This window comes from Nonlabens sp. Ci31 (assembly GCF_012974865.1).
Taxonomy (GTDB): domain Bacteria; phylum Bacteroidota; class Bacteroidia; order Flavobacteriales; family Flavobacteriaceae; genus Nonlabens.
Map to the genome: position 1 here is coordinate 1,022,461 of NZ_CP043633.1, position 14,316 is coordinate 1,036,776.

The following is a 14,316-nucleotide window of genomic DNA, read 5'->3' on the forward strand; positions in this document are numbered from 1 at the left end:
TCGCATATCATTATTATTTAATAGAATCTATTACTCTCCACGACCGCCTCTTCCGCGGCTCCATCGCTCTGACATTTCTCTCATTTTCTCTTTGAATAGGGTATTGTATTCTTCTTCGGTAGTTTCTTTTCCTTTAGTAGCAGGTTTGATTTCCTCCTTATCTTCAGGGTTGACCACGATCTTACTACAAAGCAATGTGGTATTTCCAGCACTTACTTCAAGAATTAATCCTGGAAGACCTGAATACTCTGCAGGGCCGTGTTGCACGGGAATTTGAGGTGTGAACCAAGCGATAATCTCTACTTGTGGATCTTGTTCATAAACCTCTTCTATATTACCATTTGCAAGTGCTAGGCTGTCCTTTTTCTTCTCTTCTGCACTTTCACCTCTACGTCTTCTAAATGAAGACCAGTCCAGTTCATTGTTCTTTTTATTTGCTACCGCCTTAATCGCTTGATACTGACCTATCATTCTAGTTTCCCCTGTGATTTTCCATTCTAATTTTGGAATGCTGTCTTTTATTAAAAACATTTTCCCCATCATATCGCGTTGCTCGATCCACTGGCCTTCTTTAAGGTTTTTATATTTCTCTCCACCCATAGAAGTTCCCATAAAGTTTCCCCAACCACCACCTTGCCCAGGTGCAGAAAGTTGTTTTTCTTCTTTGTAAGTAGATTCATTGCGGTTGAACTTCAACACATAAGTCTTCTCACCCATTTTCTTCATACGCTCCTCAATCTGCTTTTTTTGTTGTGGAGACATCTCACGGCCTTCTGGCATCCAGCTCATATCTGTTTTAGTCTTAGACATATAAGTCGCCTCACCATAAAATTCTTGAGCATTTAAAATGCCGGTAAAAACTATAGCAAGCGTTAATAAAATTAATTTTTTCATCTTTGATTTGATTTTAAAGAAGACTCCAATTAGCAAGCCCTTGGATAAGACTGAGTAAAACTGGAATAGTTTCAAGTTGTGATAATTTTAACAAAACGGCTAATTGCCTTGATAAAAAATGCCACCACTACTGCTATTTTTAAAACGCTCTTGCATCTCCTTACTTTTTTTCTCTTGCAAGTCATCAAAATCCTTTGAAGAAATTTCCTTACCCTTTTTAGGCTTCTCAATTTCAAATTCCTCTGGATTCATCTCAATCTTATTACAGAGAATAGTGATTTTCCCTTCATTTAATTCCAGAATCAAACCAGGTAAACCTTGATAGATTCCAGGTCCATTACTTATTGGAATATCCATCGTAAACCAGGCCGTAACTACTTTATCTTTATCCTTAACCATATCGAGTAAACCCGTTTCTTTTTCTTCCTCTTCTTTCTTCTCCTTTTCGGTTTTTTCTTTTTTAGGATAGGTATAAGTTGCTTTCATAACATTGTACTTTCCTATCATTTTCGTTTCACCTGTCACTTTCCATGCTAAGGGTTCAATTTTATCTGTAACAAGAAATTCCTTTCCTTGAATTTGATCTTCTCTTAAAAAGGTTTGTGCGTTAAGATCTTTATATGTGGTTCCATAAGTATCTCCGTTTCCAGAGAATGAAACTTCTATACTCATGCCATTTGCAGGTTTTTTAGGGGCTGCTAATTCTTGGACTTTTTCATAAAGCGACTCTGTGCGAGAAAACTTTAAAGTGAATTCTGCCTCCCCAGCTTTTTTCATCGCTTCATTTAACATTTCCCGCATAGCTGGATCCATTTTGGACATGCTCGAACTGTCTTTTGGCTTTTCTAGTGTCATTTTACTTTGATAATGAGCGATTCCAGTGAAGTCTTGTTGCGCTTGTAGGGTATACGTTTTCGCAAAAGCGAGAACAACAAAAAGAAGCATACTAAGATTAAAGTTTTTCATGTCAAATAGTTTTTAAGAACGCTCAAATATGAACTATTTTTATAGTTATACAAATTAAGCTGCGTTAATATTTGTTAACCGACTTCCTACTGAAGAGGGAATAGCGCACCTTTGAATTATGAATGATAGAAAATATCACTTTATTCTAGTCCTGATAAGTATGGTCATCGCCGCTACTTTAGCCATACAGCTGTATTGGAATTACAACAATTTCCAAGAGTCCAAAAGAGAACTGGTTTCTGATTTACAAATGAATCTGGATCAAAGTGTGGATATTTACTTTGACTTACTAGTCAAGGATAATAATGTTGGTATTATTATTAAAAAAACAACAAATCGCGCACAAGAATTTGATAAAATTTTCAGAACTACTGATAGTATGAGGCGTGCCGCTGGCCAGCGTGGATTTAATTTAGATAATATTGTTCCTAGTGAAATGAGTGAAATATTAATTGCACAAGGAGCTACTATGGAAACGTTGAATGCTTTAGAGCCTATGAAAAATTTGTGGAGTTTCCCAAATTATGAAATTCAAAAACCTGATGGCAACTTTATTGAAGTAGAAAGTTTTTTTGCTGATCAAATGAACTTACAACGAACCTTGTTAACACTTACCGCTAAAGTAGTAAGAAGTATCCGAGAGAAGAAAATGGATTTAAATCGCATGGATAGTCTTGTCTCTGCTAATCTTAAAAAACAAGGTCTTGATTTAAAATATGAACTTGACATTGTAGCAGCTGACCGGAATAATATTCTCGTTGATGAAGTAAACAACAATGTTCTTAGAGCAAATTCTGAGTTGATTCAAAAAGGTGATGCGCTGTTACTTACCTATTCTAATCTTTCTCCTACTATTTACAGAATCAACTTAACTGGTATTATTCTCAGTGCCTTATTAATTGCTACTGTGATACTTTCCTTATTTTATTTATTAGAAATTATAAGAAAACAAAAGGCCTTGGGAGAGATGAAAAACGATCTTATTTCTAACATTACGCATGAGTTCAAGACACCTATAGCAACAGCTAGTGCTGCTCTGGAAGGGGTTCAAAACTTCACAGCTAGTGGGGATCTCGATAAAACAGACCGTTATTTAAGTATGGGCCGCGACCAACTCGTAAAACTCAATGGTATGGTAGAACGCATTCTTGAAGCAGCTACTTTAGACAGTGACGAATTAATGCTGCAAAAAAGCGGTGTAGAGATCAATGAATTGATTGAAATAATTATTCAGAAACACCAAAATCAAACTTCTAAAAAAATCTCTTTTACAGAAGAAAGCAAAGGAGTGCTGATCAATGCCGATGCTTTTCATCTAGAAAATGCCATTAACAATCTTATTGATAACGCTATAAAATACGGCGGTGATCAGATCGAAGTCAAGCTACATGATCAATCAGGCTCCTTAAGTATAACAGTTACTGATGATGGGGGAAACTTGAGTTCTAAAGATGTACGGCTTATTTTTGACAAATTCTACCGAGTAGGAAAAGGGAACCGTCATGATGTAAAAGGATTTGGTATAGGTTTATTCTATACAAAATCCATCATTGAAAAACACAAGGGTACCGTTACTGCAACTGTCCAACCACAAACCTCTTTTAAAATCACTTTGCCTTATGAATAAAGATACCATAAACATCATACTTGCCGAAGATGAACCTGCGTTAGGTATGATCGTAAAAGAAAGTCTAGAGACCAGAGGTTTTAAAGTACGACATGAAGTAAATGGCGCTCTTGCACTCGACGCTTTTCATGAAAAACAACCCGATATTCTTATCCTAGATGTGATGATGCCAAAATTAGATGGTTTTGAATTGGCTAAAAAAATACGCGTAGAAAACGAGGAAATTCCCATCATTTTTCTAACCGCAAAATCACAAACAGAAGACGTGTTAGAAGGTTTTCACGTAGGTGGTAACGACTACCTTAAAAAGCCTTTTTCCATGGAAGAGCTCATTGTGCGCATCGAGAGTTTACTCAGCAGGCAAACAGTTCAAAAAACAGCTGCTATTTATGAGTTGGGCGATTATTCCTTTAATTTCCCCAAGCAGCATCTTATATATAAAGAAGAGGTGACAAAACTCACTCATAGAGAGGCACATTTACTCTACCATTTAGTTTTAAAGAAAAACAAAGTGCTGGACCGCACCTTTATTCTTAAAAAATTATGGGGTAATGACGACTTTTTCTCTGGCCGCAGTATGGATGTATTTATCACAAAATTGCGGAAGAAACTCGCACTAGATGATCAACTAGAAATAGTTAATGTACGCGGTTACGGCTATAAATTAATAACGCCTTAAACCATATGCAGTTTTCAGTTCTTGATACAAAATCTATACGCTATCACAAGGACGGCCTGTATTTTTAGATAAGCTATCCCCTAAGGAGTAAATGATTGCTGTTTTTTCATGACCCATGGTAATCCGAGTAAAAACTTCCTTTAACACCTACTGCTTGATTCTCGGTTCTATGCATTTAAATGAATTGCTAGAAATATCCATCACATAGTTGTAATTTGCTATTTATGAAGTGGACGTTTTTCTTATTTTTTATTTGCTTGATGGCACAAGGTCAAAAAACCGATCAAGACTTTGACCTCACTGCAGACTCTTTTTATGGAGTTGACGACTTTGAAGCGATTTATTACGGTACAAACGATGCTTTTATTAAGAAGAAAGGAAAAGAAACGCAACAGTTTTATGATGTACAGCTAGGGGATCTTACCGAAGTGGATTTAATCAATCCTTTGAGCATATTGTTATTTTATAAGGATACTCAAACGGTTGTATTACTGGACAATCGACTAAATGAAAAACAGCGTATTTCATTAAACGAACTCACTCCTTCTCGGATTTTTGAACATGCCAGACTTGCTGGCGAACGAAGGCTCTGGCTTCACGATCTGGATCAAAATAGGCTGGAACTTTATGATTACATCAATAACAGGACACTTATTAGTACAGCTGTTTTAAAAGATAACGTTTCTCAATTGTTGAGTGATTACAATTTTTGCCATGTGGTGAGTAAAAATCACATAGAGACCTATAATTCTTATGGTAGTAAGACATCCACTATACCTTTTATAAATGGCTCATTGCTTGATTATGATTTTGAAAAGCTTGTCCTTCTAAAGGATCATCAAGTTAATGTGATGAGGATGGATAAGGAGTACCGCTTTCGCGAAAGCGAGATTACCACCATAAGCATATCAGAAAAGGAAGTGAATTCTCTTTATCTAAAGAATGGAAAACTTTATATTTGGACCGGTAAACGTGTAGACGTCTATACCATCAACCTCATTAAGAATTAAACATGCATATAGCCGTTGCTGGAAATATAGGCGCAGGTAAAACCACGCTTACTAAATTACTTGCCAAACATTACAAATGGACACCTCAATTTGAGGATGTTCTAGAGAACCCTTATTTAGAAGATTTCTATCAAGATATGGAACGCTGGTCGTTTAATCTTCAGGTTTATTTCTTAAACAGCCGTTTCCGTCAGATTTTAGAAATACGTGAAAGCGGTAAAAAAATCATTCAAGACCGAACTATATATGAAGACGCAAGCATTTTTGCTCCTAACCTTCATGCGATGGGATTGTTATCCCAGCGTGATTTTGATAATTACAGCTCGCTCTTTGACCTTATGGAAAAAGTAGTTGCTGCTCCAGATTTGTTGATCTACTTGCGCAGTTCTATTCCTAACCTAGTGAACCAGATTCACAAACGAGGTCGCGATTATGAAAACAGCATTTCTATAGATTACCTAAGCCGTTTGAACGAGCGTTATGAAGGCTGGGTTCATGGCTATAATAAGGGAAACCTATTGATCATTGATGTAGACGATATTGATTTTGTAAATAATCCTGAAGATTTAGGAGAGATTATCAATAAGATAGATGCAGAGATGACAGGGCTTTTTGCTTAACCCCACTGTGCTTACTTCGAGAGCCTCAGTACAAGTAAGACATTTCTCCATTGGGGAAATCATTCTTATTTTATAACAGGCAAGAAATCACTATACCTGAAAGATTGCGATTTTTGATTTATCAACTCTTTTGAAAATTACATCATAACAAAGCCTGTTCTAAACGATTAGAACAGGCTTTGTTATTTATAAAATCGTGCAAATTTTTAAACCCGCAAACCCTTATTTAACTCGTATACCTATTAAATAGTACTTCTCTCTCCGTATAGCCGATATCGTCAAATACAAGAAGGGAAAACAAGCTAGTAAATTGATGCTGACCTAAAGGGTTTGATGCGATGCTACTGGGTTTCCTCCATTCAGTGATTTAAAATGTCTTTTTAATACCCAACTTTGGAGCGTACCCGTTTCAGCACATCTTTTGCAATATGACGCGCTTTAAAAGCTCCTTCTTCAAGTGCCATATCTAATTCGTGCCTGTTGTCCATTAAGTAGTCATAACGTTCTCTAGCCTCTCTAAAGCGTTCACAAAGCGCTTCAAATAGAGCCTGCTTTGCATGACCGTAACCATAATTTCCAGCCGCGTAGTTATTGCGCATTTCCTGAATTTTTTGCTCTGGTGCGATTAATTTGTAGAGTGCAAAGACATTACAGGTTTCTGTATTTTTAGGCTCTTCAAGAGGTGTACTATCCGTTTCTATAGACATGCACTGCTTGCGCAACTTTTTATCTGATTGAAAAATATCAATGATGTTTCCTCTAGACTTGCTCATTTTGCCGCCATCGGTTCCAGGAACAAGAAGTCCGTCTTTTTGAATTTTGGCCTCAGGCTCTATAAAAGTAGTACCCATTTTATTATTGAATCTCCCAGCAACATCACGTGTTATTTCTACGTGTTGCAATTGATCCTTACCCACTGGAACGATCTCTGCGTCATAAAGTAAAATATCTGCAGCCATCAACATAGGATAGGTGAATAGACCTGCATTTACATCTTCAAGTCGGTCTGCTTTATCTTTAAAACTATGGGCAAGAGTAAGTCTTTGATAAGGATAAAAACAAGCTAGGTACCAGTTCAATTCTGTTACTTGCGGAATATCGCTCTGTCTGTAAAATACTGTTTTACTGATATCTAGACCACATGCCAGCCAAGCGGCTGCCGTAGAATAAGTGTTTTCTCTTAATAATTCTCCATCTTTAATTTGTGTTAGAGAATGCATGTCTGCGATAAAAAGAAAGGAATCGTTCTTTTCATCTGAGGACATTTCTATCGCTGGTAAAATAGCCCCTAGAAGATTTCCTAAGTGAGGTGTACCTGTAGATTGAACGCCAGTAAGTATTCTTGCCATTATTTTTAATTGAGGATCAAAGATAATTAGTAATCTGTCTTCTCAACAAAGGAATGACTATTAATCCCGTTTAAAAGTCTGGAAGTCTTTCGTTTTTAGTGAGATCGTTAAAATAAGCGGTCTATTAAGTGATAAATTCATCTATTTTTGACAACTTGAAATGGATGCGCAACATATTAATGTCTTTATACCGTGTATGGTTTTACATACTGATGGGTATTCCTATTGTTATTTTGTTTCCGCTACTTTTGGTTCTAACCATTTCAGAAAAAACCTATCTCCTATTTTTTAAAGTTGCTCGGTTTTGGGCTGCTATCATTCTATATGGAATGGGATTTTGGCCTTCTATTAAACGTGCCGAACCTATGATAAAGGATCAAAGTTATATGCTAGTAGCAAACCATACTAGCATGAGTGATATTATGATGATGTTGTTGATCTCAAAGAATCCTTTTGTTTTTGTAGGAAAAAAAGAGCTGACTAAAATTCCGGTTTTTGGTTTTTTCTATAAACGCACCTGTATCCTTGTCGATAGAAGCAATCCTAAAAGTCGTAAAGAGGTTTTTGAGCGCGCCAGGAAGCGTATGCAGGATGGTGTAAGTATATGCATCTTTCCAGAAGGTGGCGTTTCTGACGATCTCGATATAGTTTTGGATAGCTTTAAGGATGGTGCCTTTAGACTCGCTATAGAGCATCAAATCCCAGTTCTTCCAGTCACCTTGTTTGATAATAAAAAGCGTTTTCCTTTTCATTTTTTTAAAGGAAGTCCCGGAATCATGAGAGCACAGACGCATAAGGCTATAGAAACTAAAGGGATGAGTGTTGCTGGAGATAAGACACGCTTTCGCGAAAGCGTTAGAAACATCATTCTTCACTCCTTAGAAAAAGGGCCCTTATAGCTTTAAAACAGAAAAACCGCTCCATGGCACAGGAACGGCTTTTCATCATCATTGCAAATAATTGAGTTTAAAATAACCAACCTCAATATTCTACTTTTCCTTTTTCACGAGAAGTCTTAACTGACGTACAATGAATAGTCAGCAATTTAAAATCTGTACGTAACACCGCTTTGAATACCCATGGCATAGGGTCTAAAGCCTGCAACGTTAGTTCTTAATGTACTCAACTGGTATTTAAATGTAGGCTCTATAAAAGCTCCTAATTGACTTGTAAAATCATATCCAAATCCAAATCCGAAATTAGCACTCTGATTAAAGTCATTAAAATTGCGATCCTCACCTAACTCTAATCGCTGACTGGAATTTTGAACGGCTACCACATTATCTGTCAAGAAAAGAGCACTGACCCCACCTAAAACACTTATTTTAAATTTTCTATTCATAAGATTGTACTGTAATTCTAATGGTACTTCTATATAACCTAGTTGCTGAGAAATCTCTCCTTTGATTCCTTGAAACTGATTGCTTACCAATTCTTGTGCGGCAAAACCGGTCCCAAAGGTATCGTTGAACACAGGGCTATTACCAGGTGAAGCGTCACTTACAGAGCTAGCGTTATAAACTTGATCTAACTGCTCACCACGAGAGGCTATACTTACATTAACCTGATAATTGATGTCTTGTGTATTATAAGTCATATTGATCTGGTTGACTCCGGTTCTAAGGCTTAAACGAGGTGATATTTCATAACTTAAACCAATCCCATAACTTAGATGAACACCCGCGTTTTTGCTATTATCACTAACCTCATTATTGACCGAACTACCGCTTAAACTGTTAGAGTAAACTGGCCCTGCCTGGGTAGTGGCAGCCCATCTCCCTTTAAAAACATTCTCCTTGATGCTGTCTTCTTTTTTCTGTTGAGCAGCAATATCTTCTAAAGTTGGTAAATTCTTTTTAGTGGAATCTACAGCTGTAATGGCATTATCGATCACATGATCCTCAACACCATTATCTGGACCAAGATCCATAGATGTATTATTTAAGACAGTCTCTTTTCTAGGGTCATGAGTCACCGGCATAAGGTCTTTTATAGAAGGCTTTGTTCTATCCTTTGAGTTGGCTATGCCAGCTTGTTGTTCTTTGATCGGTGCTGTAATAAAATCATCTTTTGAAGCACTAACTCCTAGAGGCTTTTTATTTGTTCCCTGTGAATTTGTATAAAGCTGCTTTGGTTTTTCCTTAGCATTATATGGAGCATCTGAAGATCCATCAGCAGAAGTTGCCAAATCGCTCTCCTTTAAAAGAGGATTTGCTCCAGTGTTCGCACTAGAATTCGCATTTAAATTATTCAAGGATTCGGAGTGAATTTTTGAATCTTCAGCTGCTAACTGTGTATCATTAGTTCTTCCATTCAAATATGGTCCTACGCCTTCATTAGAATGCTCTTCATTGTTTTTTAAAGAATTTTGTGAATTTGTCTTTGTGACTCTAGACTTTTCAGAATTAACAAAGGGTTGTTGTGTGTTAGTTATCTCATTATCTATACCTAAGTACAAAGATGTCAATAAGATCGCGAGTCCCGCAGCAATCCCTCCTATTGTCCACCATAATGGAATAATTCTACCTGCCTTGTTTTTATCAAGATCTTTTTCAATAGCATCCCAAACCATATCTGGCGGTTGCACCTCAAAGTCTTTGAATTCTTCTTGAAAAAGTCTGTCTATGTTTTTCTTTTTACTCATAATTAGCTGGCATTGGAATTGTGAGATTCTCGCCATGTTTTAACCATTAATTGCAGGTGCTTTCTTGCTCGTGCAAGATTAGATTTTGATGTGCCTGTCGTAATTTTCATCATCTCTGCTATTTCATTGTGACTGTATCCATCAATAACATACATAGTAAATACGAGTCTATACCTTTCTGGTAACTCTTGCACCATGGATAATAATTTTTTAAGCGGCACGTCATCAGATTCTTCTACCTCCACCGCTTCTAAATCTTCTAATTGGTCTTCATTTACCAGATCGTATACTTTTACACCTCTATACCGCTGCAATGCAGTATTTACAGCTATTCTCTTGCACCATCCTTCAAAAGAACCTTTAAATTTAAACTGATCTATCTTTTTAAATATGATGATAAAAGTGTCTTGCAATATGTCTTGAGCTTCTGCTTCATTAGGAGCATAGCGCAAACAGGAACCATAAAGCTTAGGTGAAATTGTTTGATACAGTTCCTTTTGAGCCTTACGATCATTTTTTTGACATAATGTAATTATCCTTTTATACACCACAATTTAAAGTTCAATCATTCTTCAACAGGTATGGTGTATTCTAAATAAGTTGCTTCATTATTTACATCTAAACCGTTGAAAAACTTAAATACATAGGTGCCATTACTCGCTGCTAGAAACCTTAGATCTCTTTGTGTTCTTACTAATCCTTCTTCACAATCACGGTTGGTAGCAGAAGCTACTACAGTAATAACCCTCTCATTCAGATTAGAGCTCACCTCAAAACCTGCAAACTGTTGACAGTCATTTGTAAAATCAAACAGTACAGGAATCGTATGTATCTGTCCAAAAGTGAATGCTTGTGGTAATTCTACGCTAACCACCGGAATTACTTCGTAGTTAACAACTGGCGCATCTCCATCATCGATACTACAGCCGTTTAGCATAACCGCTACAATAGTAAAAATCATTAATATTTTAAATTTCATATTCTTTTTTAGTATTATATCTTTAAGATGCAGCTTTTTGCAAAAGGTTGCGTATGTATTAAAAAATAAAACCGCTAGCGTTAGACGGTAGCGGTTTTAAAAGTTAGTAGTCAGTAAAATTTAAGCGTTTACTGCTTTTATGGCTGCCATGATTTTAGCTTCCAACTCCTCTACGAGGTCTGGATTATCTTTAAGAATTGTTTTAACAGAATCTCGCCCTTGACCTAATTTAGTATCTTCATAAGAGAACCAAGAACCGGCTTTGTTTATTATTTCATAGTTCACCCCTAAATCAATTATCTCTCCTAGTTTAGAAACCCCTTCACCGTACATGATATCAAACTCAGCCATTCTAAAAGGGGGTGCTACTTTATTCTTAACAACTTTAACACGAGTTTTGTTACCTAAAACGGCACCTGCGCTATCTTTAATTTGTGTAGATCTTCTAATATCAAGCCTAACCGATGCATAGAATTTTAAGGCATTACCACCAGTAGTTGTCTCTGGATTACCGAACATCACTCCTATCTTTTCACGCAATTGGTTGATAAAAATAACCGTACAATTTGTTTTAGAAATAGAACTGGTTAATTTTCTACATGCTTGAGACATTAAACGAGCATGAAGCCCCATTTTACTATCTCCCATTTCTCCTTCAATTTCGCTTTTAGGAGTTAATGCTGCAACCGAGTCAATTACAATGATATCTATTGCGCCAGAGCGTATCAAATTATCTGCTATTTCTAATGCTTGTTCTCCGTTATCTGGTTGAGAAATAATTAAGTTTTCTAAATCGACACCTAGTTTTTCAGCATAAAAACGATCAAATGCATGCTCTGCATCAATAAATGCAGCAATCCCACCCGTTTTTTGTGCTTCAGCAATGGCGTGTAAGGTCAAGGTAGTTTTACCTGAAGATTCAGGACCGTATATTTCAACAACTCTTCCACGAGGATACCCACCTACACCTAGAGCCGCATTTAATGCGAGTGAACCAGTAGAAATAGACTCTACCTCAACCACTTGCTTATCGCCCAATTTCATTACTGTTCCTTTACCATATGCCTTGTCTAGCTTGTCAAGGGTAAGTTTAAGGGCTTTTAATTTTGCTTCTTTCTCTTTATCGTCTGCCATTGTAATTATTTTACGTAAAAATACGATCTAGTCAAAGTAGAAACAATAGTATGCCGCTTAGATTATTAACTATGTTGATTTTTTGTTTCGCTTTCGCGAAAGCGAAACAATTATCTAACTACAGAACATAAAAAAAAGGGAATCTCCTAACGAGATTCCCTTTTCTATAATGCTAATGGAGTTTACTTACTCCTTTATAAATTTCAATGTGGCTTGTTGAGTGCCACTAGAAATCTTCACAAAATACATCCCGTTAGATAAACTTGAGATATTATTAATATTGATCGTGCGGTTCACTTGATCATAAGACCTGGTCATTACTTGCTGTCCTAAAGTATTGAATACGGCAACTTCAATAGAAGAAGCGCTTGAACCATCAGTACTTATAGTTACCTGGTCTCCACTTACTGGATTGGGATAAAGACTTAAAGAACTTACAAAGTTATCTTCATTTCCAGCAGTACCGTCAATGGTAAACATCCCTACATGAAAGTCATAATCTTCACCGTCATCTACAGTACCATCACTAGCAAAGAATGCAAATTGTACCGTTCCCGTATAGGAGCTTAAATCAATAAACTCTCTTGTACCAGTTACAACAGGCTGATTTGCTGCCGTCCATGTCATCAAGGAAGTCCATGTAGTACCACCATCAGTTGTTATCAGTAAATCTACCTGATCATCGCTTCCCATGACATCTGGCACTGTAGCAGAATTCCAATTAGTTACTGCAACTTCTATAGAAAGTACATCATTTGCCGTCCCTGTCATATCGTACTCGTCAGAAATTAACCATTCCCGAAAAGAATTGGTATAAAGGTTCACAGCATTACTAGGAATTACTGTCCCTGCAAGGTTCTCATAAGAAGTACCAGCCCTCCAATTTGAAGAACCTACTGTCATAGGCCCGTCAACAATCTCTCCAGATCCGATCCTGCTTCCTCCCAACAAGCGTTAGGAACATTTGTAGTAAAGTCTGTCGTGTACGGATAAGTAGTAACCACAGCACAATCTGTTGTAACACTCATAAGTCCAACAAAAGCGGTGCTACAATCTGCTCTTACATATACATCGTAAGAAGTATTTGCCATTAGAGAAGGAATTGTAAATGGACTAGCAGTGGCATTACTTGTTCCTATTGCTGGAACAGGATCACCTGCTGCAACTGCAACAACTTCCCAGTCTGTTCCTGCTGGAATATTATTCTCTGTCCAACTTACCGTCACAGTATCTGATGTAGAAGAATCAACTGTTATTCCAGAAACATTTACACAAGATGGTCTAGGTGTACACGTATAGTTTGCTTCCCATCCAGCACCACCCACAGATCCATCTGAAGTGAATTCTATCGTGATGGCACCATCTGTGTTGATCGCCGTAAAACTTCCTATGCTTTCTAAATCTGCTTCTAAAATTGGAGCAGTGTTATCAAGACCGTCGTATATAGTTAATGTGTCACAACAATTCTCTAAGTCAACTAATGTAAAGTCTAAGGTTACTACGTTTGCAGCAGTATCCGGTAAGTAAGTAATTGTATAAGATTCATTATTTGAATAGTCACCAGCGGCTCCACCTGTATCATACACAGTACTTCCACAAGCTACTACTGCCGTATTAAATACAATTGGTCCAGCCCAAGTGCTCATTCCTGATGTACCACAATCTGTTTGTATATAAAAATCATAAGAGGTACCTGAGGATAATCCTGTAATTGATACCGTAGAAGCGCCAGATATAGTTGTACCGCTTGTAACAACATTTACTCCTTGAGCATCTCCTTGTGGAACAACCTCCCAATTATAGCCACCTGTTTCAGATGCAGAAGCTGTCCAAGAAAAATCTGCAGAAGTATCTAAAATATTGCTTGATGTTATTCCAGTAGCAACTTGACATGCAGGTGGGCTAGGAACTACTATCATAAAAGAGGCTTCTAATTCATCTGCTGGAGTTTCCCAACCAGAACCAGCATCGTTATCTGTACCGTCATCAGGGGAAACACCTCCATTATTACCTATGGATGCTCCATAAGCAGTAACATCTATAGTAGTGCCGTCCCAACCATCAGCAAATCTGTCATAGCAATTCACCCAATAGGTTCCGGGTGCAAGCATGATATCTTGATTAATGAGTCCTTGCGCATTACCGTAAGTACCGTCGCCTTGACCCCAAATTTGAGTTCCAGCGCCGTCAGCCATATCAGTAATATTGACCCATTTTTCTGATGTAAAACTACCTCCGGTGGTAGTAATGTTAATAGTAGACTGTCCACTGGAAAAGACACCAATAGAAAAAGTAAATAAAGTGATTAAGAGTAGTTTTAGTTTCATAAATAAAGTTTTGGATTAAATACTGATTTTATATCAGGCTAAAAAGATAAGAATATTCTAAAGATATTCTCATTTTGTAATCAAATA

General features: G+C 37.1%; 14 protein-coding genes. 5 read left to right on the top strand and 9 right to left on the bottom strand.

The window, feature by feature from the left end; all coding sequences use genetic code 11:
- Positions 1-30: 30 nt before the first annotated feature.
- Together F0365_RS04600 and F0365_RS04605 are read right to left on the bottom strand one after the other, a co-directional pair.
- Positions 31-894, bottom strand: a complete 864-nt coding sequence (locus tag F0365_RS04600; RefSeq protein WP_169932616.1) for a GLPGLI family protein — start codon at positions 892-894, stop codon at positions 31-33.
- A 99-nt stretch (positions 895-993) separates the two neighbouring features.
- Entirely contained in the window at positions 994-1,860 is an 867-nt protein-coding gene (locus F0365_RS04605) for a GLPGLI family protein (protein ID WP_169932617.1), read from the bottom strand.
- Positions 1,861-1,978: 118 nt separating this feature from the next.
- Here F0365_RS04605 and F0365_RS04610 point away from each other — a divergent pair, with 118 nt between their 5' ends.
- From F0365_RS04610 to F0365_RS04625, 4 genes are all read left to right on the top strand, one after another.
- The gene (locus tag F0365_RS04610) at positions 1,979-3,487 is read left to right on the top strand and encodes a sensor histidine kinase (protein WP_169932618.1); all 1,509 of its coding nucleotides are present in this window, start codon (positions 1,979-1,981) and stop codon (positions 3,485-3,487) included.
- Positions 3,480-4,166 (top strand): response regulator transcription factor, encoded by a 687-nt coding sequence (locus F0365_RS04615; protein WP_169932619.1) that lies wholly within the window; start codon positions 3,480-3,482, stop codon positions 4,164-4,166. Before F0365_RS04610 ends, F0365_RS04615 begins: the two co-directional genes overlap by 8 nt.
- A 224-nt stretch (positions 4,167-4,390) precedes the next feature.
- Positions 4,391-5,176 carry a hypothetical protein gene (locus F0365_RS04620; protein ID WP_169932620.1) on the top strand — a complete coding sequence of 262 codons (786 nt, stop codon included), beginning with the start codon at positions 4,391-4,393 and terminating at the stop codon, positions 5,174-5,176.
- Positions 5,177-5,178: 2 nt separating this feature from the next.
- Positions 5,179-5,796, top strand: coding sequence for a deoxynucleoside kinase (locus F0365_RS04625; protein WP_169932621.1), 618 nt, complete (start codon positions 5,179-5,181; stop codon positions 5,794-5,796).
- Positions 5,797-6,176: 380 nt separating this feature from the next.
- Here F0365_RS04625 and trpS read toward each other — a convergent pair whose 3' ends face one another.
- Complete coding sequence (gene trpS / locus F0365_RS04630; RefSeq protein ID WP_169932622.1) at positions 6,177-7,145, bottom strand: tryptophan--tRNA ligase; 969 nt, start codon at positions 7,143-7,145, stop codon at positions 6,177-6,179.
- 164 nt (positions 7,146-7,309) lie between these two features.
- Between trpS and F0365_RS04635 the strand changes: the two genes are divergently transcribed.
- A complete protein-coding gene (locus F0365_RS04635; protein WP_240961899.1) occupies positions 7,310-8,044 on the top strand; it encodes a lysophospholipid acyltransferase family protein in 735 nt (244 codons plus the stop codon).
- Positions 8,045-8,190: 146 nt separating this feature from the next.
- Here the strand turns inward: F0365_RS04635 and F0365_RS04640 are convergent, their stop codons facing one another.
- The 6 genes from F0365_RS04640 to F0365_RS04665 all read right to left on the bottom strand — a co-directional run bounded on the left by F0365_RS04640 (position 8,191) and on the right by F0365_RS04665 (position 14,229).
- Complete coding sequence (locus tag F0365_RS04640) at positions 8,191-9,789, bottom strand: outer membrane beta-barrel protein (RefSeq protein WP_169932623.1); 1,599 nt, start codon at positions 9,787-9,789, stop codon at positions 8,191-8,193.
- Between the two features lie 2 nt (positions 9,790-9,791).
- Positions 9,792-10,337 (bottom strand): RNA polymerase sigma factor, encoded by a 546-nt coding sequence (locus tag F0365_RS04645; protein ID WP_317169841.1) that lies wholly within the window; start codon positions 10,335-10,337, stop codon positions 9,792-9,794.
- A gap of 17 nt (positions 10,338-10,354) precedes the next feature.
- Positions 10,355-10,768, bottom strand: coding sequence for a hypothetical protein (locus F0365_RS04650; protein WP_169932625.1), 414 nt, complete (start codon positions 10,766-10,768; stop codon positions 10,355-10,357).
- A 120-nt stretch (positions 10,769-10,888) separates the two neighbouring features.
- Positions 10,889-11,902, bottom strand: coding sequence for a recombinase RecA (gene recA / locus F0365_RS04655; protein WP_169932626.1), 1,014 nt, complete (start codon positions 11,900-11,902; stop codon positions 10,889-10,891).
- A gap of 186 nt (positions 11,903-12,088) precedes the next feature.
- A complete protein-coding gene (locus F0365_RS04660; protein ID WP_169932627.1) occupies positions 12,089-12,805 on the bottom strand; it encodes a T9SS type A sorting domain-containing protein in 717 nt (238 codons plus the stop codon).
- Entirely contained in the window at positions 12,802-14,229 is a 1,428-nt protein-coding gene (locus tag F0365_RS04665; protein ID WP_169932628.1) for a fibronectin type III domain-containing protein, read from the bottom strand. Before F0365_RS04665 ends, F0365_RS04660 begins: the two co-directional genes overlap by 4 nt.
- Positions 14,230-14,316: the final 87 nt, after the last annotated feature.

Coding starts and splice junctions, on each gene's coding strand:
- F0365_RS04600 (WP_169932616.1), bottom strand. CDS start 894: ATGAAAAAATTAATTTTATTAACGCTTGCTATAGTTTTTACCGGCATT.
- F0365_RS04605 (WP_169932617.1), bottom strand. CDS start 1,860: ATGAAAAACTTTAATCTTAGTATGCTTCTTTTTGTTGTTCTCGCTTTT.
- F0365_RS04610 (WP_169932618.1), top strand. CDS start 1,979: ATGAATGATAGAAAATATCACTTTATTCTAGTCCTGATAAGTATGGTC.
- F0365_RS04615 (WP_169932619.1), top strand. CDS start 3,480: ATGAATAAAGATACCATAAACATCATACTTGCCGAAGATGAACCTGCG.
- F0365_RS04620 (WP_169932620.1), top strand. CDS start 4,391: ATGAAGTGGACGTTTTTCTTATTTTTTATTTGCTTGATGGCACAAGGT.
- F0365_RS04625 (WP_169932621.1), top strand. CDS start 5,179: ATGCATATAGCCGTTGCTGGAAATATAGGCGCAGGTAAAACCACGCTT.
- trpS (WP_169932622.1), bottom strand. CDS start 7,145: ATGGCAAGAATACTTACTGGCGTTCAATCTACAGGTACACCTCACTTA.
- F0365_RS04635 (WP_240961899.1), top strand. CDS start 7,310: ATGCGCAACATATTAATGTCTTTATACCGTGTATGGTTTTACATACTG.
- F0365_RS04640 (WP_169932623.1), bottom strand. CDS start 9,789: ATGAGTAAAAAGAAAAACATAGACAGACTTTTTCAAGAAGAATTCAAA.
- F0365_RS04650 (WP_169932625.1), bottom strand. CDS start 10,768: ATGAAATTTAAAATATTAATGATTTTTACTATTGTAGCGGTTATGCTA.
- recA (WP_169932626.1), bottom strand. CDS start 11,902: ATGGCAGACGATAAAGAGAAAGAAGCAAAATTAAAAGCCCTTAAACTT.
- F0365_RS04660 (WP_169932627.1), bottom strand. CDS start 12,805: ATGACAGTAGGTTCTTCAAATTGGAGGGCTGGTACTTCTTATGAGAAC.
- F0365_RS04665 (WP_169932628.1), bottom strand. CDS start 14,229: ATGAAACTAAAACTACTCTTAATCACTTTATTTACTTTTTCTATTGGT.